The sequence below is a fragment of the Tolypothrix sp. PCC 7712 genome, from assembly GCF_025860405.1.
Lineage (GTDB): Bacteria > Cyanobacteriota > Cyanobacteriia > Cyanobacteriales > Nostocaceae > Aulosira > Aulosira diplosiphon.
In genome coordinates this window covers 7,882,619-7,902,165 of record NZ_CP063785.1, presented here as the reverse complement: position 1 = coordinate 7,902,165, position 19,547 = coordinate 7,882,619, and the positions used below count along the sequence as shown (strand labels likewise).

Below are 19,547 nucleotides of genomic sequence, written 5' to 3'. Positions count from 1 at the left end.
TGTAGGGTATTATGCATAAAAGATTTACAATTTCAGGTAAATACAGCAAATCTAGGTGTAATTTTTATGCAATCAATTTTCTGGACGGTAGAAGAAGTAGCCCGAAGAGCTAAGGAATTTTATGAAAACGATATTCGTCAAAAAGTTGAGTATGGTGACAATATAGGCAAGATGATTGTAATTGATGCAGAAAGTGGTGAATATGAAATTGATAAAACTGGTGTAGAAGCAGCATTAAAGCTAAAACAGAAAAACCCTAATGCTAGGTTATTTACTATAAGAATTGGTTATGATGTAGCCGTAAGTTTTGGTGGTGCAATGGAGCGTACTGCTTGATGATTTATGGAAAAGTAATTGATGGTAAAGCAATCATTCCAGTAGTTTTTCGCTTACCTTTGCAGCCAGAATTTTCTTTAGATTTTGTGATTGATACCGGATTTAATGACCATCTGACTTTACCACCACAGGCAGTCAATGCAATGAATCTTCCCCTATATTCAAGTACATCTGCAAGGTTAGCTGATGGTAGTGAAGCTTTATTATCTATACATTTTGCAACAATTTTATGGGATGGTATAGAAAAATTAGTACCAGTTCTAGCTGCTGGTTATAAACCTTTGCTAGGAACTTCTCTGATGGCAGGATATCATTTAGAAGTAAATTTTCAAGAGAATGGTTTAGTGTCATTAGAAAAAATGTAATCAATTATTTATTGTTTGGGTAGCTTCATTCATTTCAAAATCCCATCCGATGTTATGAAGAATAACCTACTCCTGTCAAAGTCTTCAAATACAAGAAAGTTTTATGCTTGATCTGACAAAACTAGCGCGACAAATGCAAGGTTTAAGTCAGCATCTTACCGTAGAAGCTGCTGCCAGTCGCCAGCGTTTAGAATTAGCGCAAAAACATCTGCAACAAGCTTACGCATTTCAAAAAGATTTAATTGATCGACAGGAAAAATGGCGCGATCGCATTCTCTTTGCTAATGCTACTCCTATGGAGCCATTAGAAACCTGTATTGATATTCCAGTTCCCCCAAAAATTCATACTGTAATTGCTACGGATGGTTCGCAAATTGCGCCTAACCATCACGAAATTGCTTATTGTTATTTGCTCAATATTGGCAGAGTCGTTTTACACTACGGACAAAATCGCCATCCTATATTAGATAGCTTGCCAGAGGTATTTTACCGTCCAGAAGATTTATATATGTCTCGGCAGTGGGGAATTAGAACTGAGGAATGGATGGGTTATCGCCGCACTGCTAGTGAAGCCACAGTATTAGCAGAATTGGCTTGTGCTGTGAAGGGAGAAGCACCATCTCTCGCAATGGTAGATGGTTCTTTAATTTATTGGTTTTTAGAACAGTTACCTATTGATGCGCGCGATCGCATTTTACCGCCGATTATCGAAGCTTGGCAAAGACTGCGCGATGCTCAAATTCCACTGATGGGCTATCTTAGCGCCTCACGCAATGTTGAGGGTATGAACTTTCTGCGCCTGTTAGCTTGTCCCCACCCCGTACCAGATTGTATAAGTTATTGCCCTAACCAGTTAGAAAAGATACCTTGTAAAATCTTTGAACCTTTACGAGATACATCCCTTTGGTCAACTCAACTAAAACCAGGACAGCGCGGCCCTTTATGGCGCAGTAATGCCAAAATTCTAGATTTATATGACGACCAAAAAATTTACTTTTGCTACATCCATGTAGGCACCGAAATTGCCCGGATAGAAGTTCCAGCATGGGTAGCAGAAAATACAGCTATATTTGACCAAACTTTAGGATTGATGCTAGCACAGGTACAAAAAGGCTATGGTTACCCAGTTGCGATCGCAGAAGCACATAATCAGGCTGTAGTCCGCGGCGGTGACAAAGCACGTTTTTTTGCCCTCTTGGAAAAACAAATGATAAAAGCCGGCTTGAAAAATGTCGGTACTTCCTACAAAGAAGCTCGCAAGCGTGGAAGTATCGCCTAATCATTTCACTCAATTGCTAAATGTTGAGAAATAGCAAAAAAAGGAGCCTGATTTAGGCTCCTCATTCAAACACAGTAATGAAAAATTAATTACTTCACTGTTACTGTGCCACCAGCTTCTTCGATGCGCTTCTTAGCATCTTCAGCAGCTTCCTTAGCAATACCTTCCTTAACAGGCTTGGGCGCAGCTTCTACCAAATCTTTGGCTTCTTTCAAACCTAAGCCAGTGATTTCGCGAACAATCTTTAGTACAGCAATCTTCTTGTCAGCAGGAACTGATTCAAGAATCACGTCGAATTCGGTCTTCTCTTCTACTACTTCAGCAGCAGGAGCAGCACCAGGAGCTGCGATCGCTACGCCAACAGGAGCAGCTGCACTTACGCCAAAAGCTTCTTCAATTTGCTTAACTAATTCAGCAGCTTCTAGCAAGGTCAAAGATTTCAATTGTTCTAGAATGTTATCGGTTGTAGCAGACATTGATATAACTCCTGTGATGTTTGATTTAGTTATTAGTCATTAGTCATTAACTGTTGACTGTTGACCGTTGATTTTTGACTTTTTTCTATTCGCCAGCACTATCAGCGCTACCGCCTTTTTCTGCATCAGCCACTGCTTGCAAAGCACGCGCCAGTGAACCAGGAACTTCGTTGATACCAACAGCAATCTTGGTAGCCAAAGCGTTGATTGCTCCAGCAATTTGACCCATGAGTTGTTCCTTAGATGGCAAGTCTCCTAGAGCCTTAACATCGGGTTCCCTCAGCAAGCGACCTTCCATAACGCCGCCACGAAGTTCTGTCTTCTTGGTAGCTTTTTGGAAATCTTGGTAAGCCTTAATTGCAGAAGAAAAATCGTCTTTAACTAACAAAAAGGCAGAAGATCCTTTTAGCAGTTCTGACAGTGGTTGCCATTGTTCTTGATCTTGAATAGCAATGCCCATTAAGGTGTTTTTTGTTACCTTACAAACAGTACCACTCGCACGTAACCGCCGCCGTAAGTCACTGATTTCAGCAACAGTTAAACCCTGATAATCAATTACCAGTGCCAATGTTGACTCACTCAAAGTTTCTTTGAGATCGGCTACTATCTCTTGTTTGTTTTCTAGCGTTCTTCCCATCTTTATTTCACCTCCTAGGGCAAAATCATTAATTTCCCCTACGCGTTTTGTTATGACTTACCCAAACAATAAACCCCAGCTTTTAGGGCCGGGGTTTAGTAGCAAGACTCTTGCTGCCATAGTAATGACACCGTTAAAGGTTCTACTTCAGGCAATTTAGAGCTTCAACCTCGGCAGGATATTAAGCCAATGGCTCCTGCTGTCTCCGGCTTTCTTTATTCGATTAGGATTGATTGGGTATTGGTCATTGAGTATGGTAGCTTAATCTTCTAGCCCCTACCCTCTAGCCTCTATTATGCGGCTTCGTTCAGTTTCAAATCCCGTAGAGCGCTGATATCGACTTTAATCGATGGGCCCATTGTGGAAGATACGTATACTGTGCGCCAATAACGGCCTTTAGCTCCTGAAGGACGGTTACGATCAATTGTCTCTTGTAACGCCTTGAGGTTAATTAACAAATCTTCTGGCGAGAAGGATGCCTTACCAAACATAACATGGACGATGCCTGTTCTGTCAGCACGGAATTCTAATTTACCAGCTTTAAATTCTGCGATCGCACTAGCGATATCAAATGTCACGGTTCCACCTTTAGGTGATGGCATTAAACCACGGGGCCCAAGCAATTTACCTAGCTTTGCTACCTGAGGCATGACATCTGGTGTGGCAATTAGCTTGTCGAAATCCATTCTACCTTTTTGGATTTCGTCAATTAGCTCTTCTGAACCTACAACATCCGCACCAGCATTGCTTGCTTCGTTGACCTTTTCACCTCTAGCAATTACTGCCACACGTACTTCTTGGCCTGTACCCTTGGGCAGTGCTACGGTTGTCCGCAATTGTTGGTCTGTATACTTGGGGTCAATTCCCAACCGGATATGCGCTTCGGCTGCTTCTGGAAATTTTGCTGTTGCTGTTTCTTTTAGGAGGTTTAGCGCCTCTAAGGGTGCATAATCTCTATCTTCTACTTTTGCTTGCAATGCCTGCAAGCGACGTGAAATTTTTCTTCCCATCTTTCTCTCCTGGGGTAATTCCGAAGCTTTGCCTCTCCCCCGATAATTTTTATTTATGAGTACTGAGTCTTTTGACTTTTGACTCTTGACTCTTGACTAGTCTGCTATCGTTACGCCCATGTTCTTGGCAGTACCTTCCACAATCTTCATTGCCGCATCTATATCGTTGGCGTTGAGGTCAGGTAGTTTAGTTTGAGCAATTTCTTGTAATTGCGCCCTGGTGATTTTACCAACTTTCTTTTTGTTGGGTTCATTGGAGCCACGCTCAATCTTCGCCGCCTTGCGAATCAGTACTGATGCAGGAGGGGTTTTGAGTACAAAGGTAAAACTCCGGTCTTCATAAACCGAAATTTCTACAGGGATTACCATTCCAGCTTGGTCTGCTGTCTTGGCGTTGTACTCCTTGCAGAACATCATGATGTTAACGCCATGTTGACCCAAAGCAGGGCCTACTGGCGGTGCTGGGTTGGCTTTTCCAGCATTCAGGGCCAGTTTAATGACCGCCACTACTTTCTTTGCCATTGTTATTTAGCTCTGTTTTTCTACCTGATTAAATTCCAACTCTACTGGTGTATCTCGTCCAAAAATCGATAGTAAGGCTTTGAGTTTACTCCGCTCTGGAGAAACTTCAATTACCTCACCTTCAAAGTCTTTAAACGGCCCAGAAAGCACAACTATCTTATCACCAGTCGCCATATCAATTTTGACTACTGGCTCTTGTTCGCTAGTCTGTTTGAATATACGTTCAACTTCTGAATGACCCAGAGGTACTGGCTTAACGTGACCACGGCCTTTACCGCTGCCACGTTTTTGTTCTGCTCCCACAAAATTAATTACATGGGATGTATTGCGTACTACCTGCCACGTATCATCATTCATGACCATCCGCACCAGCACATAACCAGGGAAAACTTTTTCCTCTGTGTGCTGGCGACTGCCATCTTTACGGATTTTGACCGCTGGCGTATGTGGAATTTCGACTTGGATAATTTTATCAGCCACATCAAAGGTTTGGATGCGCTGTTCCAAGTTTGTTTTAACGCGCTTTTCACAGCCTGAGGCTACTTGCACCGCATACCACCGTGCTTCTTTGAGCGCAGCTTCTGCGGCTTCCTCTGACTGCAACGTTGAGTCGCGTGGTTCGTCTGTTGCAAAAGTCATCAGAACACCTGTTTTGCTGCCCAGCCAAACAATCCATCAACCAAATATATTAAAGATGCGGAGAGTGTCACCATTAACAAAACAGCTGCTGATTCGCTCACCAGTTGTTTGCGACTTGGCCACACTACTTTCTCCAGTTCTTCTTTAGTTCCTTGAAAAAAGTTGTTTAAGGCTGACCCATTATTGTTTTCTGGGATTTCCGCTTCATTTTTCTTGGCCACAGCCGTTCATACCCCCGTTTTGTAATTCAGGTTTACAGCTTGACTCAACCCCAACTTAAATCTGGAAGCAAAAAAGCTGCAAACATAATTATACCCGAAAATATCAATACTAACCGCTAATTATAGCAGCTGTGTTGTTATTTCGGGCTTTGTTTTTTGCTTTTGAGCGCGCCCTGGAGGACTTGAACCCCCGACATCAGGTTTTGGAGACCTGCGTTCTACCAACTGAACTAAGAGCGCACAAGCTGTCTTCGATTCAGTGATTGCGCTGAACTTTTTTATTCTAACGCAATTCCGAATCTTATCTTACCTTAAATATTTCTCTTGGGCAAGTGAGCGGCAGATGCCGCTTTTTGTCTAACACATCTCCCATACCTGTAATTGTAAATTACAGAGGGCGATCAAAGCGTTGCTTGATTCGGGTTGCTTTACCCACACGTTGACGCAGATAGTAGAGCTTGGCACGACGTACTTTACCACGACGCATGACTTTGATGCTTTCAATGCGAGGCGAATGCAGCAGAAATACCCGCTCAACGCCAACGCCTTGAAATACTCGGCGGACTGTAATTGTTTCGTTAATACCGCCGTTACGTCTAGCAATCACTACACCTTCATAGGGTTGAACGCGATATTTATCGCCTTCTTTAATTTTCACGCCTACTTTGACGGTGTCGCCCACATAAATTTCGGGCAGATTCGTTTTTAGTTGTTCCGCTTCAATGGAACGGATGATCTCTTGAGCGTTCATTGACTGTCTGGTTTAAAAAACTCACGATCATCAATCATAAATCTATTCCAGCCAGACAGTCCAGTAGTTTTTAGTGGATGATTTTCCTGATACGTAAATTATCTTAGAGAAAAAATGTTACATAAGAATGTAAAAAATTTTATGTAAAACGTGAACTATAAAGCTGAGAATTTGATTTTTCCAATCATTCCTAGCTGTAAAAGCAGATGTTCACTGAGCTATAACTAGTCTAATTCGTAACATTAGCTTAGGTGATAAAGCAAATCACCCATTTTTCAACTTGGATTGATCAAATTTTTCTCAGGAGTCAACACCTGAAAAACAGCCCTGTAATCAGGGTTTAACTGTAAACCTCTAGTGGTTGTAACTATGAAATTTAGTGTCGTTATCAGCACTTATAATCGCTTAAACTTACTTAAACGAGCTATTAATTCCGCTCTTAACCAAACGATTCCCTGTGAAGTGGTGGTGGCTGATGACTGTTCTGCTGATGAAACTGAAGCTTACGTGAAAAGCTTGGGTAACTCTGTAATTTACCATCGCAATGAGGTAAATAAAGGCCATGCAGCTACAGTGAATGCGGGAGTTACCAAAGCCAGTGGCGACTGGATTAAGTTTTTGGATGATGACGACTATCTTGCGCCTAATTGTATAGAAGAGATGGCAAAGGCAATTTCTCTCCATCCCAGTGCTGTTATCTGTTCTTGTATTGGCTCTCAAGTAGACAGCAATGAACAGGAACTCAGCCGCACACCAAAAGTTGGGCCAGGGTTAGCCTTTTATATTCCCCAAGCTGATATTCATTACGGTATGCTCTTAGAGCTTGTACCTTTTGGCACGCCTGTACAAGTAGCTTGCTGCCGTGATACTTTCTTGAAAACTGGTGGTTGGAATCCCCAGCTTGATGCTAACTGCGATGATATTGATTCTTGGATCAGCATTGCTCAGTTTGGCGATGCTATTTTCTTAAATCAATGCCTAGCTTATCGCACGATTTGGCCTGGTGCTTATAATCAAAAATTTTCGCTATTGAAGCGCTTAGATACAAATATTTTGATGAAAGAGAAGATTTATGCTTTAGTTGAGCAGAAACATCGTTTTCATCTACCTAGTCTTGAAAATACGAGAAATTACGTTAAATTGCACTGGTTTATTGTAGCACTCAAGCATAGGCAGTTAACAGAACTGTTCAAGATGATAGATGGGGGAATTTTATCTCCCATCGCTTGGTGGGTTCTAGTAACTGCTGCTTTATCACGCCGTCAGAATTACCGTAATTCCCATCTCAAAAAATTTGTATTGATTGAATGATTACCAAGCCAATATGGTGCGTAAGGTTTGGGAGCATGGCAAAGCATAATGGGAATTTATGCATAGTCAGGGTGGGCTGTCCGTCCCACCCTACAAGATTTTGAAACAATTTAACCTACAAACTTAGATGTTTTGCGGTTTATGTCACGAAAAATTTTTCTTCCATAAACGCAGTTGCATAAAAATTGGCTTTGTCCAACCCCAACTAAAAATATCGTGTAGCAGGGTATAAAAGCAGGGAATAATAAATAGAGTCAAGAGTGTTGCTAAGGACAAACCAGAAAACACTACTACGCCTAATGGTTGCAAAAATTCTGAGCCTTCACCAATTCCCAAAGCCAAGGGAAACATCCCTAAAACTGTAGTAATTGTGGTCATCAAGACTGGACGCAAACGTTGCGGTGCAGCTTGTAAAATGGCTGTTTTGCGGTCAACTTTCTCTCGTTCTAGAATTTGATTTGCCAGTTCTACCATGATGATGGCGTTGTTAACAACAATACCTACCAACAACACAGCACCGACAATCACAGTTGCACCAATAGCTGTTTTGGTAATATAAAGTCCAAAAATACCCCCAGCTAATGCTAACGGAATTGTAAACATAATTACCAATGGGTCAATCAAGGAATTGTATTGCACCGCCATCACCACAAAAACTAAAAAGGTAGCTAATCCCCCTAACAGTTGTAATGCGCTTTGCAGTTGTTGATTAGATTCAACGGCTGCACTTGGTAAAATACTGACACCTTCGGGTAAATCAAGACTATTTATGACTGTATTTACCTGCGCTAAGGCATTACTCAAACTTGCACCTTCACTCAAATTACCAGCAATCAAGAACACCTGACGTTGATTAATCCGTTGCACTTCTCCAGGTGCTTGAGCTTCGATAATTGTGGCGACATCACTCAAACGGACTTGGCGATTGTTCTCGACAAATAAAGGTAACCTTTCTAATTGCGAAGGTGCTTGTACAGAGCTTTCATTTAACTGCACCCGCACATCTACTAAACGATTACCACGTTGTAGTTGAGTGGGAATACTACCTTCGATCGCAGTTTGAATTGTGTCTCCTATTTCTTGAGCAGTCAAGCCAACGGCTGCAACCCTCTCCCAGTCGGGACGAATCTGAATTTCTGGTTGTCGGTCATCAGCATCAGGACGGAATCTGGCTAGGGTGGCTTGTTCTTCCAAGGCTGCTAATACCTGACGACCAGCTTGTTGCAGTGTCTCTGCATTATTTCCCTGTAAAATCACATCAACATCAGCGCCTCGGACTGGAGAATTGTTGACAATTAAACCCCGAACTTGTCCTGGTGCAAGGCGCAGACGGATTCCCGCTAAATTCAGCTTGTTAAATTCTTGACTAACTCGTTCAGTATAAGCTTCTACATCACTACCGGGTTTGAGGGTAATGTTGCTGGTACCTCTAAGGGGGTTGGCATTGGTAGTATTACCAAAGAGCGCACCACCAATTGTAGTGAATACATATTCGGTTTCTGGCTGGTTGCGGAGAATTTCGTTCACCGCATTCATCACCTTTTGGTTGGTTTCTAGGGGAGTACCGGGAGGAAACTGAGCATTTAAGTTTGCTTGTCCGGTATTAATTCGGGGCAAAATTTCTTGGGGAATTTGGGGAGCCATCCATAAACTACCGCCACCGAATAGCAGCAAGGCTAGGGCGACTGTCACTAACCGCCAGCGCAATATTCCTGATAAAAAGCGCCCATATCCAACCGTAGCTGCATCAAAACGACGATTAAACTGCCGCAGAAACCAAAATTGACTCAATCGACTGGAAAATCGCCATGCTAGCATTCGTGAAGCCAGCATTGGGACAACGGTGACTGCAATCAAAATGGAGGCGGCTACAGAAAAGCTAATAGTGATAATTAACTCATTAAAGAGTAAGGCAATAAAGCCACCAATGAGCAAAAACGGTAACACCGCCACTAAGTTGGTACTCGTGGAAGCAATTAAGGCTGATTCTACTTCTTGGCTACTTTGTTCTGCTTGGGAAATTAGTTGCTGAGAACTCAAGCGGGTTTTCGTATCTTTACCTGGAGTCATCCCCGCACCTTCGGCAATGTTTTCTAACATCACGATGGAGTTATCTACAACAATACCCACACCCAGCGCCAAACCGCCCAAACTAAAAACGTTGAGGGATAAGCCAAATATTCCCATCAAGATAATCGCCGCGAGAGTGGCTAAAGGAATAGCAACGACGATAATAAAAGTTTGTCTCAAGGAACCAAGAAATAGTAAAACTGCGATCGCAGCTAATGCAGTACCCACCAATCCTGAACTGGTAACATTAGAGATGGAATTACGGATAAATCTTGATTCGTCTAAAGTTGGTGTAAAAATAGTTCCCTCAGGAATGACACCAGATTTTCGCAATTCTTCTAAACGTTTTTTCACACCATCCACAACATCAATGGTGTTAGCATCTGGCTGCTTTTGAATACTGACTTTTACAGCTTCTTCCCCGTTGAGGAGGACGTAAACTCGCTGTTGTTCTGAGCCATCAATGACTTCGGCAAAATCTCGCAAATAGACGCGGCGTTGCGGAACTGTAGTTGGGGAACTGGTAGCTGTGCCATTAGCTGGAGCAGAGCCTACTTCAAACGACAAATTTCTAATTTCGTCAGCACTTTGAAAACGCCCCACAGTACGGGTTAAAGGTTCGGAATTTTGCCCCAAAATCCGACCGCCAGAAACATCGACGTTACGGTCTCTCAGTTCATCTAAGACATCGGTTAAACCTACACCCAAAGCTTGCAAGCGATCCAAATCAATATTAATTCTGACCTCTTCTTGCACTCCACCTGATACATCTACCCCTGCAACGCCTGGGACAACACCCAATTCTCTGGCTAGTTCTTCTTCGGCAAAAACCCGTAAATCAACACCTGCTAAAGAAGGTGAGGTTAATGCTAATTCATATACAGGTAGCTGGGAAGGATCGACTTTAAATAAACGTGGTTCTTCAATGGTGTCGGGTAAGGTGCTTCTAGCTCTGTTAAAAGCTGCTGTCGCATCATTTAAAGCCTGGTCAATATTGCCTCCTGGTTGGAAGAACAAATCTATACTGATTTGGCCTTCACGTGTTTGGGAAAAAACCTGTACTACGCCCTCTGTGGCGGAAAAGGCTTCTTCTAGAGGCTTAGTGACTTCATCAACTGCTACTTCTGGGGAGACACCAGGAGCTTGTACTCGTACCCCAATCCGGGGATAGGTGATGGATGGCAGTAAATCTACTGGAAGATTAATGATAAAAAAAACACCCATTACTATCACCGCCAAAGTCAGCATGAGTGTGCCAATATGTTGGCGGATGGAGATGGCGCTTAGACTGAATCCGCTACCGTTTTTAACCTGCTGCATCTTTCTAATTGTTTTTTCAAAAATTACTGTTGATTCCCCGTAGGGGCGGACTAAGATTTTTCTGAAATAATTGAAAGACGCACAGCGTCTCCATCTTTTAGTGGTTTACCACTACGCACTACATAGCGATCGCCTGGTTGTAACCCAGATAAAATTTCGACTTTGCCATCAGATCTTTTCCCCAGGGTGACAGAACGGGCGGCTACCTGGGCTTTACCTTCGACATTGGTGACTACAAACAAAGTTCCAGTTTGGTTATCTGACTCTTGTTTACTGGTTTTTGGTTGGGAAGAGGCGGAATTTGTGGCTTGCTTCTGAATAGCTGTTTGCGGTACTACTACTCGCTGTGCGGCTTGGGTGGCAAAATTGACGCGTGCTAGCAGTCCACTACCAATTTTGCCCTCCCTGTTGGCAATTACTACCTCTACTGGTATCAAACGAGCCGTAGCATCGGCGGTTGGGGAAATGCGTGTCACTCTCCCGGTTAATGTTTGGTTGGGAAAGGCATCTAAGCGGACTTGCACAGATTGCCCCACGCGAATTTGTGCTAGTTCTAATTCAGAAACTTGCACTACGACTTTGATTTGGTTAAAGTCGGCAATTTTTAAGACTTCGCCCCCAGCTTGGAGCAAATTGCCTGGTTCTGTAACCTTTTCGGTAACAACACCAGTAATGGGAGATGTCAAACGGCTGTAGGATCGGCGTTCTTTGGCTTGGGCGACTACTGCTTGTTGGGCGACAACTCTACCTTGGGCGGCGGCGACTGCTTGCTGTTCTGTACGCACTTGCTCGGTAGCGGCTCGAAGGGCTTGGGCGGCTGTTTGAGCTGCTGTACGGGCTTGTTGGGCTGTTTGCTCGGCGATCGCACCTTGTTTGACTAATTGCTGCTGGCGTTGTGAGTCGGCTTGGGCTTGCAACAATTCTAAGCGCGCCCTTTCGACTTCGGCACGGGCATTACTTACCTGATTTGTTGCCCTTGCGACTTCTGATTTGAGGGATGCTAACTCTGCTTCTGCTTGCTTTAAGTCTGTGAGCAAGAGGACATCATCTAACTGGCCAATGTTTTGCCCTTGCTTGACTCGATCTCCCACATCTAGATTTAAAGCTAATAGCCTTCCTTCTACTTGCGATCGCAGTGAAACTGTGCGGAAGGGTGTGGTAGTCCCTGTATATTCTGGTGCTGTTTGCAAGTTCTCTGTGCGGGCGATCGCCACATCTACGGGTGTTGCGCCTCCCCCTTGTCTTGCAGTACTCGGCCCTTGAGATTGTGCATCGGCTGATTCTTTAGGGGAGGAACCACAACCTACTGTCATCAAGCTCAAGCCTAGGAAGCAAGCAATCAATAAACTAGACTGAGATCCACAAAAATGAGGAAACTTCCGCCTATGTTCTTGATTACTTGTGTGGTGTAATTGAGAGTTAATTAACTGAGATGCTTTGATGGTATTTGGCATTGTTGAGAATTTGTGCGGTTGATTTCCGTCCAAAATCATGAATTTTGCTCGTCATTAGGCGGCGTTGAATAACAACCTTCTACTGGCGAGCTGTATGAAATTATTCTTTAAATCTAAAATCCGAAAAATTTCCTGGGCTTGTCTGCTGATGCAGAGCCAGGGAATTTGAGCATACTGAATCCAAGGGTAAATTTAGTATACGTATTTTTAGTCTTACTAAGATCTGTCGGAAGATATATGACCGATCCAGACTACAAAAATACTTTCTTAACTTTTTGCTTCTATCCTTGGGCAGAAACAATTTGAAATGCCGATGTTTAGCATTGTAGCCAAACTATCAGTAATGTTTTTAATATCTAGTTTAGATTAAAAATAGTAAAGAAATTTGGTATTCGGTACAAACTTAATGTATCGAGTTTCAAAACCCAACAATCTCTATCATTGTGCTGAAGGCAGGCAATTAGTGACATTACCAGTAAAACTTGTACAAACAGTTGAAAAATCCGAGATTGCTGAATTTTTTCAGGAATCGGTTGGTGAATGGCGATCGCAACGGCGCTATTACACCCTGTCATCGGGGACTACCAAAGAAATTGTTAGTGCGATCGCTATTCGGTATTTAGAACAGGGAAGCGCAGAATTACAACAACTAGCTAAGTTGCATGAATTACCAGATGCAGTCAGTTTAGTCTGCGGTACTGAAGTAATTTGGGAAAGTACAGATTCAGTTACAGGTAAAAAAGAATCTCAAGGTTCAACTTTATTTGGTGCTTTAGGAAACATTTTGTATCGCGATCGCGGTTTTGCGACATCAAAACCAATTACCGCAGAATTCTATTTCCCCAATCCCAAAACACTTTGTTTACGAACAGAGTACAATAACTCAGTTTTTGAAGAAGAGTTAAAGCTAATTGGGAGTAAATACCGTACCCGCCAGACAATTATCTCTCGTGCTGGTGAACAGTTGATGATTGGTCAGTATTTGGAAACCAGAGTAGAGAGTGTCAGTATGATTCCATAGGGGGTCTCAGGAGGGCAAGGGGAACAAAAAATTCCAAGTTAAAAATCAAAACGAGACTTTTGACCCTAGGCCCTTAAATCTTGAGCAACATTCAGGACTTTCATAATTTAACTTTAATTTTTAACCCTTTACTTAAAAGTTTTTTTTAACCGTTCCTCTTCAAGAGGTAGTTGCTATATCATTAATTAAAGATGAGAATTAATTCGGTGATAGTGGTTTTTGTTAGTATTGACAGGCTTTTTCCTTTTGGTATTTTCAGACTCTCTCCGAAATCTAAATCTCTACACGTTTATGATTTTGGAGACATTTTATGTCAATTTACGTAGGTAATCTTTCTTACCAAGTTACAGAAGACGCTTTAACTGCAGTTTTTGCAGAGTACGGTTCTGTAAAGCGAGTTCAAATTCCCACAGATCGCGAAACAGGCCGTGTACGCGGCTTTGCTTTTGTCGAGATGAGTTCAGATGATGAAGAAACAGCCGCTATTGAAGCACTTGATGGTGCTGAATGGATGGGCCGTGACTTAAAAGTCAACAAGGCTAGACCAAAAGAAAATAAAGGTGGTTCCTTTGGTGGCGGTGGCCGCGGTGGTTACGGCGGTGGCGGTGGCGGTGGACGCAACCGTTACTAAGCTGTTTTATTGATGTCAAAAGCGATGGGGTGTTTTTACCCCATTGGCTATATCAACTTCATAACAATATTGTAAAAGCTCAAGCGATCATGCTTGAGCTTTTTTGATGGAATGATAATTAAGGGTTAACTCCTTGAGGCAATACAGATCAGATAATTAGTAGACTTCTTGCACCGATTTTCGCCTTCTCCTTCGCGTCTATGCGTGAGACAAAAAATATTTATGCTTTTGTGGAAAAAGCTAGCTCATTTGGGGGATTCTCCCCCAAACCCCCGATTGGGGGACGGTTGCGTCCCCCAAACCCCCTCCAAAATTATTGTTCAGTTTTTTGTTGAGTAACTGGTTTTTTGGTTTTGTTGTCAATTAATTTTCTTAATTGATACCAATTCAAATCCTGTGTGCGACAGATAAATTCTTTGTACGGGCACGGCACCAGTCATAGGTGTCAACTTAAGCTAAAAGCGATATAGGGTGGGCGTTGTACAAATACCTCGCGCCCTCATCCCCTAACCCCTTCTCCCTGCGGGAGAGGGGCTGGGGGTGAGGGCGAAACCTTGCACAAGAGCGGGTTTCACGTTCAGTTGACACCACTGGGCACCAGTAAGATATTTGATATGCCAAAAGATTGTGGATGCCGTGCCCTACTACCAATCTGTCGTGTTCTTTTTTCAAAATGGTATGACTTAACTGAACTGTATGACCCCTGAAGGGGAATTCAAAATTTAAAATTCCTGTTCCTTTTACTTAATAATGGGTTCCCGACTTACGATGATGCACTGCTGTGACACCATCTTGATTGAGGACTTTGCCATTCTCGACGGTTGCATAAACGAGCCAATGATCGCCAGATTCTAGCCGATTTTTGACGGAACACTCTAAATATGCCAAAGCATCATTCAGAATCGGAGAACCATTTTCAGATTCTTCAGTGGCGACACCTGCAAATCTGTCTTGTGCTGGGCCAAAGGGTTTGAGAAAGTGTTTCATCAAACCTAAATGATTTCCTTCTTTGAGGATATTCAGCACAAATTTATTTCCTGTGTGGGTCAAAGTTTCGACAGCGCGGTCTTTAGCAACGGCGATGGTTAACCCAGGGGGACTAAAGCTGGCTTGAGCAACCCAAGAGGCTAACATGGCACTGGATATATCTCCTTGCTTGGCTGTAACGATACACAAAGAACCAATTATTCTGCCTACAGCTTGTTCTACATTGGTAGCAGGGACACTTTGCGATCGCACTTTTCTTGCTTTCTTCAATGCTTGCGCGAAGTCTGTTCCGGCTTCTTCGCACAATTGCAAGGTAGGATCGTCGGGTTTAAACTTCACGCGGATGGTGTCAAAACCAAAACGATAACCTGCGTCTTTGAGTTTATCTTCAATTAAATCGACTGCTTCACCACTCCAGCCAAAAGAACCAAATACCCCAGCCAGTTTATTGGTGGTAGCGGTGGAGAGTACAATCCCCAAGGCTGTTTGTACGGGTGTGGGTGCATGACCACCAAGAGTAGGCGAACCAATGACAAAGCCAGCAGATTTCTCGACAGCAGCACGGATATCTTCTGGATCGGTGAATTCGCAATTAATTGATTCAACAGCGACACCAGCTTTGGTAATTCCCCGTGCGATCGCTTGGGCTAAGGTGGCTGTATTCCCGTATGCTGATGCATAAATTAAGGCTACTGTCAAGTCAGCAGTGGTTTGTTGCTGACTCCATTCGCGGTAAGCTTTGGTAAGTTCAATCAGCGCATAACGCACCAAAGGCCCATGTCCGGTGGCGTAAATTCTCGCTGGAAAATCAGCCAGTTTATCTAATGCTGTTTCTACTTGGCGCGCATGGGGAGCCATTAAGCAATCAAAATAATAGCGGCGGTCTTCGTTAATCGATTCCCAACCTTCATCAAAGACTTGATCGCCACAAATATGCGCCCCAAAGAACTTATCTGTGTAAAGAATTTCCGTTTGAGGGTCGTAGGTGCAGAGGAGGTCTGCATAGCGGGGGTTGGGAGTAGGAATAAATTGCAAATCGTGACCCTTACCTAAATTCAGGGTTTCTTCCCCCCGCATCACCAGAATTTTTAGGTCTTGGTTTTCCAGGGCCCCACGTAAATTGATCGCCCCTGGATTAGAACAGACAAAGGTAATTTGCGGTGCAACTTCCAGCAAAGCCTTTAAAGTAGCGGCGCGGTTGGGATTGACGTGACCTAAAATTACATATTCAATGGTTTCAACATCAAATCTTTCCTGCAAAGCCTTTAAATAGATTTCTGTAAAAGTTTCTCCAGGTGGGTCAATCAGGGCAAGTTTATCGCCTTGAATCACATAAGAATTAGCAGTAGTACCCTTAGCCAAAGCATATTCGATTTCAAACCTTAACCTTGACCAACTGCGCGATCGCAGTACGGTAGTATCGGTAGCTATGGGGTAAACTTGAACGTCACGAGGTTTATTTGTAGGCATGATTGGGTAATGGGTAATGGGTAATGGCTAATGGGTAAGGGGTAATGGGTAATGGGCATTTTTTATTTCTCTTTTGCGTTGCTACTTCCTAGTACCCAGTCCCCAATCCCCAGTCCCCAGTCCCTAATAATGGTTACCAACTTTACGGTGATGTACGGCAGTTAAGGCTTCTGGGTTAGATACTCGTCCGGCGTAGACGGTGCTGTAAACTGCCCAGTGATCGCCGCAATCCATGCGGCTTTTGACTTCGCACTCTATATATGCCAAAGCATCGGTGAGGATGGGTGCGCCGTTTTCGGCTGGCTGAGTTTTGACTCCTTCAAAACGATCTGCACCAGGGGCGAATCGTTTTAAAAAGTGCTTCATCAATGTTTGATAATTACCTTCTTCTAGGACGTTAAGTACAAAGCGATCGCCTACTTGCATGAGTGATTCAATCGCCCTGTCTTTGGCGACTGCGATGGAAAATCCTAGTGGTTTGAAGCTGGCTTGGGCTACCCAAGAGGCTAACATGGCGCTCGAAACATCGCCTTTTCTGGCGGTGATGATATATAAGCCACCGCTAAGTCTACCGAGTGCTTTGTCTAAATCAGCACCCAGAGATTTCATCGCTTTAATACTGCGATCGCGTGTTACCCATTGGGCTAAGTCTGTACCCGCTTCTTCGCATTGCTTGTAGGTGTTTTCGGTGGGGTTTTGTTTGATGCGAATTTCTGGGAAAGCTGTTGTCAGCCCTAAGTTACGGAATTTACTTAATAATGGATCTATCGGTTCGTCGTCGCCACCACCAGTTTCAAATACGCCGATACCTTGTTTTTCTTTGACAGATCCTAAAACGGTACTCACGGCTGCTTGGATGTTAGGACTGCTAGAAACTGGCGGTACACCTACCACTAGTCCCGCGCAACGACCTACCAATTCTCGCAATTCTTGTAAATCAATGCCTGAACCCAAGTCTACCCATTCTACAGCTACCCCTACTTTGCCGATACCATTAGCAATTGCTTGGGCTAGGCGATCGCTATAGCCATATTCGGAAACGTAAAATATTCCGATTACCGTTTCTGGCTTGGCTTGGGTTTGACTCCACGTGCGGTAGCGTCGAGTTAATTCCTCTACATGATGAGATAGTAACGGCCCGTGACCAGTCGCAATCATCCCCACACTTGGTAGTTCGCCCATGCGCTTCAAGGCTGACAGCACTGACCGCGCATTCGGCCCCATTAGGCATTCGTAGTAATATTTAAAATCTGGTTCAATCGCTTTTAAATCATCATCAAAGGTGCTTTCGGTGCAATAGTGCATCCCAAAAGCATCGCAGGTGTAGAGAATTTGGGTTTGGTGGTCAAAACTGAAGATAGTATCCGGCCAGTGAAGATTTGGCGCAATCACAAATTCAAATTCATGACCATTACCAATATCTAAGCGATCGCCATTTTTCACAATCCGGCGTTTAAATGGCTGATGTACTAAGTCTTCTAAAAATTGAATCGCCACTTTCGAGGCGACTACAGTAATATCAGGAGCCATTTGTAATAAATCTTTCACCAAGCCGCTATGGTCAGGCTCAGTGTGGCTCACAATTAAATAATCAATCTCCTTCGGATTAATTAGCCCCGTCAGCGTGTCAAAATACAGCTGACGAAACTTTTCATGGGAAGTATCAACTAAAGCAGTCTGCTCACCGCGAATCAGAAATGAGTTATAGGTCGTACCATTTTGCAGACCAAATTCAATATCGAAGCGATCGCGATCCCAATCCAAAGAGCGAATTGCCGTAGTATCTGCAGCAATTTCTACAGTTTGTATGGTGAGCCTTTTTTCTATTCTTTCGGTGAGCGCTACCATAACTCCCTTCCTTAACACAATGAGTATATTTTCCTCTAATTCTATTGTTACACGTGTTGAATGTTAATTTTTATTAAAAAATCTATAGATAACTTAAGAAATTTAAATTGGGCATGGGGGAGGCAGTGCGTTGCGGAGGACAGTTGCGTGGGCGGGTTTCCCGACTTGAGCAAACTGTCCGTTGGGGTTCCCCCCGTTGTAGCAACTGCCGTCATAGGGCATTGGGCATGGGGTATTTGGAAATAATATGTTTTTATAAATATTGGTGTGATAAGTGATTAAAAAAAATAATATTTGGCTAGCCTTGGAAATTGGTAATTCCCGGCTACATTGGGCATTATTTTTCGGCTCAAAGCTTGACTATACTTGGGATACTGAGTATTTATCTGAGTCAGTCATACAGCAGTTAGCACAATGCCAAACCCTGGATGATTTACCACTAGAAGTTTTCCCCCCCATTTACAAAAAAGCACCCCAGGAAAAATACACATCCCCCTCATCCCCCTCATCCCCCTACCCTCTCCCCCTCGCCATCGCCTCTGTTGTTCCCAGTCAAACAGTACTTTGGCAAAGTTACCCCAATGTCCGAGTAATCACCTTAGACCAGATACTTCTCAAAGGGCTTTATCCCACATTAGGAATTGACCGCGCCTTAGCTTTGTGGGGTGCGGGTAAAACTTGGGGATTTCCCATGCTGGTAATTGATGCGGGTACTGCACTAACTTTTACGGCTGCGGATGCGGAAGAATGTTTAGTTGGGGGTGCGATTTTACCAGGATTAGGCTTGCAATTTACCTCCCTTGGTCAGAAAACCGGACAATTACCTTTAATAAAAACGCAAGCAATTGCATCTCTCCCGCCACGGTTTGCGTTAAATACCACAGAAGCCATACAAAGCGGTGTGATTTACACAATTTTGGCGGGAATAAAAGATTTTATAGAGAATTGGTGGCAATTATTTCCGGAAGGTAAGATTGCGATTAAAGGAGGCGATCGCACCATACTATTAAATTATCTGCAAGCCTTATATCCTGCGATCGCATCTCGTTTGACTGTAGAACCCAACCTGATTTTTTGGGGCATAGAAAAAATAGTCAGAATCCCTTAAAGCTACATTTGTTAAACTCATTCAGAGACGGGAAAGAATATCAATGCCCAATGCCCCATGCCCAATGCCCCATGCCCCATGTCGGCAGTAG

Annotated in this window: 18 protein-coding genes, 1 tRNA gene and 1 other annotated feature; of the genes, 7 read left to right on the top strand and 12 right to left on the bottom strand. The window is 43.4% G+C overall.

The genetic code is table 11. The annotated features are described in order from the left end of the window. The first annotated feature begins 66 nt into the window (after window positions 1–66). The 3 genes from HGR01_RS32140 (at window position 67) to HGR01_RS32130 (ending at window position 1,980) form a co-directional block, all read left to right on the top strand. The gene (locus HGR01_RS32140) at window positions 67–336 is read left to right on the top strand and encodes a hypothetical protein (protein ID WP_045868207.1); all 270 of its coding nucleotides are present in this window, start codon (window positions 67–69) and stop codon (window positions 334–336) included. Next, complete coding sequence (locus HGR01_RS32135) at window positions 336–701, top strand: clan AA aspartic protease (protein WP_045868208.1); 366 nt, start codon at window positions 336–338, stop codon at window positions 699–701. Before HGR01_RS32140 ends, HGR01_RS32135 begins: the two co-directional genes overlap by 1 nt. Window positions 702–804: 103 nt before the next feature. Continuing rightward, on the top strand, window positions 805–1,980 hold the full coding sequence (locus HGR01_RS32130) for a DNA double-strand break repair nuclease NurA (protein WP_045868209.1): 1,176 nt from the start codon (window positions 805–807) through the stop codon (window positions 1,978–1,980). 89 nt (window positions 1,981–2,069) lie between these two features. Here the strand turns inward: HGR01_RS32130 and rplL are convergent, their stop codons facing one another. The 8 genes from rplL to rplS form a co-directional block, all read right to left on the bottom strand. Further along, a complete protein-coding gene (rplL, locus tag HGR01_RS32125; protein ID WP_045868210.1) occupies window positions 2,070–2,456 on the bottom strand; it encodes a 50S ribosomal protein L7/L12 in 387 nt (128 codons plus the stop codon). 85 nt (window positions 2,457–2,541) lie between these two features. After that, window positions 2,542–3,093, bottom strand: a complete 552-nt coding sequence (rplJ, locus tag HGR01_RS32120) for a 50S ribosomal protein L10 (protein WP_045868211.1) — start codon at window positions 3,091–3,093, stop codon at window positions 2,542–2,544. Window positions 3,094–3,151: 58 nt separating this feature from the next. Continuing rightward, window positions 3,152–3,320, bottom strand: a sequence feature (ribosomal protein L10 leader region). 66 nt (window positions 3,321–3,386) lie between these two features. Beyond that, window positions 3,387–4,103 carry a 50S ribosomal protein L1 gene (rplA, locus tag HGR01_RS32115; protein WP_045868212.1) on the bottom strand — a complete coding sequence of 239 codons (717 nt, stop codon included), beginning with the start codon at window positions 4,101–4,103 and terminating at the stop codon, window positions 3,387–3,389. Window positions 4,104–4,199: 96 nt separating this feature from the next. Further along, window positions 4,200–4,625 carry a 50S ribosomal protein L11 gene (rplK, locus tag HGR01_RS32110; RefSeq protein WP_045868213.1) on the bottom strand — a complete coding sequence of 142 codons (426 nt, stop codon included), beginning with the start codon at window positions 4,623–4,625 and terminating at the stop codon, window positions 4,200–4,202. A gap of 6 nt (window positions 4,626–4,631) precedes the next feature. Further along, a complete protein-coding gene (gene nusG / locus HGR01_RS32105; protein ID WP_045868214.1) occupies window positions 4,632–5,264 on the bottom strand; it encodes a transcription termination/antitermination protein NusG in 633 nt (210 codons plus the stop codon). Further along, on the bottom strand, window positions 5,264–5,485 hold the full coding sequence (gene secE / locus HGR01_RS32100; protein ID WP_045868215.1) for a preprotein translocase subunit SecE: 222 nt from the start codon (window positions 5,483–5,485) through the stop codon (window positions 5,264–5,266). Before secE ends, nusG begins: the two co-directional genes overlap by 1 nt. A 167-nt stretch (window positions 5,486–5,652) precedes the next feature. Further along, window positions 5,653–5,725: transfer RNA gene (locus tag HGR01_RS32095), tRNA-Trp, on the bottom strand. Window positions 5,726–5,873: 148 nt separating this feature from the next. Next, on the bottom strand, window positions 5,874–6,236 hold the full coding sequence (rplS, locus tag HGR01_RS32090; RefSeq protein ID WP_045868216.1) for a 50S ribosomal protein L19: 363 nt from the start codon (window positions 6,234–6,236) through the stop codon (window positions 5,874–5,876). 369 nt (window positions 6,237–6,605) lie between these two features. On the opposite strand from rplS, the gene HGR01_RS32085 reads away from it, so the two are divergent. Further along, window positions 6,606–7,547 carry a glycosyltransferase family 2 protein gene (locus HGR01_RS32085; protein ID WP_045868217.1) on the top strand — a complete coding sequence of 314 codons (942 nt, stop codon included), beginning with the start codon at window positions 6,606–6,608 and terminating at the stop codon, window positions 7,545–7,547. 144 nt (window positions 7,548–7,691) lie between these two features. Here HGR01_RS32085 and HGR01_RS32080 read toward each other — a convergent pair whose 3' ends face one another. After that, complete coding sequence (locus HGR01_RS32080; protein WP_045868218.1) at window positions 7,692–10,937, bottom strand: efflux RND transporter permease subunit; 3,246 nt, start codon at window positions 10,935–10,937, stop codon at window positions 7,692–7,694. Window positions 10,938–10,987: 50 nt separating this feature from the next. After that, entirely contained in the window at window positions 10,988–12,430 is a 1,443-nt protein-coding gene (locus HGR01_RS32075) for an efflux RND transporter periplasmic adaptor subunit (RefSeq protein WP_045868219.1), read from the bottom strand. A gap of 424 nt (window positions 12,431–12,854) precedes the next feature. Here HGR01_RS32075 and HGR01_RS32070 point away from each other — a divergent pair, with 424 nt between their 5' ends. Together HGR01_RS32070 and HGR01_RS32065 are read left to right on the top strand one after the other, a co-directional pair. Further along, window positions 12,855–13,412: a phycobiliprotein lyase gene (locus HGR01_RS32070; RefSeq protein ID WP_045868887.1), complete on the top strand. Its 558-nt coding sequence runs from the start codon at window positions 12,855–12,857 to the stop codon at window positions 13,410–13,412. A gap of 310 nt (window positions 13,413–13,722) precedes the next feature. After that, window positions 13,723–14,043 carry an RNA recognition motif domain-containing protein gene (locus HGR01_RS32065; protein WP_045868220.1) on the top strand — a complete coding sequence of 107 codons (321 nt, stop codon included), beginning with the start codon at window positions 13,723–13,725 and terminating at the stop codon, window positions 14,041–14,043. 744 nt (window positions 14,044–14,787) lie between these two features. Here HGR01_RS32065 and HGR01_RS32060 read toward each other — a convergent pair. Both HGR01_RS32060 and HGR01_RS32055 read right to left on the bottom strand, forming a co-directional pair. Beyond that, complete coding sequence (locus HGR01_RS32060; RefSeq protein WP_045868221.1) at window positions 14,788–16,500, bottom strand: diflavin flavoprotein; 1,713 nt, start codon at window positions 16,498–16,500, stop codon at window positions 14,788–14,790. Between the two features lie 123 nt (window positions 16,501–16,623). Then, on the bottom strand, window positions 16,624–18,348 hold the full coding sequence (locus HGR01_RS32055) for a diflavin flavoprotein (RefSeq protein WP_045868222.1): 1,725 nt from the start codon (window positions 18,346–18,348) through the stop codon (window positions 16,624–16,626). Between the two features lie 277 nt (window positions 18,349–18,625). Here HGR01_RS32055 and HGR01_RS32050 point away from each other — a divergent pair, with 277 nt between their 5' ends. Continuing rightward, window positions 18,626–19,456 carry a pantothenate kinase gene (locus HGR01_RS32050; RefSeq protein ID WP_096622181.1) on the top strand — a complete coding sequence of 277 codons (831 nt, stop codon included), beginning with the start codon at window positions 18,626–18,628 and terminating at the stop codon, window positions 19,454–19,456. Window positions 19,457–19,547 lie beyond the last annotated feature (91 nt).

Coding starts and splice junctions, on each gene's coding strand:
- HGR01_RS32055 (WP_045868222.1), bottom strand. CDS start 18,348: ATGGTAGCGCTCACCGAAAGAATAGAAAAAAGGCTCACCATACAAACT.
- rplK (WP_045868213.1), bottom strand. CDS start 4,625: ATGGCAAAGAAAGTAGTGGCGGTCATTAAACTGGCCCTGAATGCTGGA.
- rplA (WP_045868212.1), bottom strand. CDS start 4,103: ATGGGAAGAAAAATTTCACGTCGCTTGCAGGCATTGCAAGCAAAAGTA.
- HGR01_RS32080 (WP_045868218.1), bottom strand. CDS start 10,937: ATGCAGCAGGTTAAAAACGGTAGCGGATTCAGTCTAAGCGCCATCTCC.
- rplJ (WP_045868211.1), bottom strand. CDS start 3,093: ATGGGAAGAACGCTAGAAAACAAACAAGAGATAGTAGCCGATCTCAAA.
- nusG (WP_045868214.1), bottom strand. CDS start 5,264: ATGACTTTTGCAACAGACGAACCACGCGACTCAACGTTGCAGTCAGAG.
- rplS (WP_045868216.1), bottom strand. CDS start 6,236: ATGAACGCTCAAGAGATCATCCGTTCCATTGAAGCGGAACAACTAAAA.
- HGR01_RS32140 (WP_045868207.1), top strand. CDS start 67: ATGCAATCAATTTTCTGGACGGTAGAAGAAGTAGCCCGAAGAGCTAAG.
- HGR01_RS32060 (WP_045868221.1), bottom strand. CDS start 16,500: ATGCCTACAAATAAACCTCGTGACGTTCAAGTTTACCCCATAGCTACC.
- HGR01_RS32135 (WP_045868208.1), top strand. CDS start 336: ATGATTTATGGAAAAGTAATTGATGGTAAAGCAATCATTCCAGTAGTT.
- HGR01_RS32065 (WP_045868220.1), top strand. CDS start 13,723: ATGTCAATTTACGTAGGTAATCTTTCTTACCAAGTTACAGAAGACGCT.
- HGR01_RS32085 (WP_045868217.1), top strand. CDS start 6,606: ATGAAATTTAGTGTCGTTATCAGCACTTATAATCGCTTAAACTTACTT.
- HGR01_RS32130 (WP_045868209.1), top strand. CDS start 805: ATGCTTGATCTGACAAAACTAGCGCGACAAATGCAAGGTTTAAGTCAG.
- HGR01_RS32075 (WP_045868219.1), bottom strand. CDS start 12,430: ATGATTTTGGACGGAAATCAACCGCACAAATTCTCAACAATGCCAAAT.
- rplL (WP_045868210.1), bottom strand. CDS start 2,456: ATGTCTGCTACAACCGATAACATTCTAGAACAATTGAAATCTTTGACC.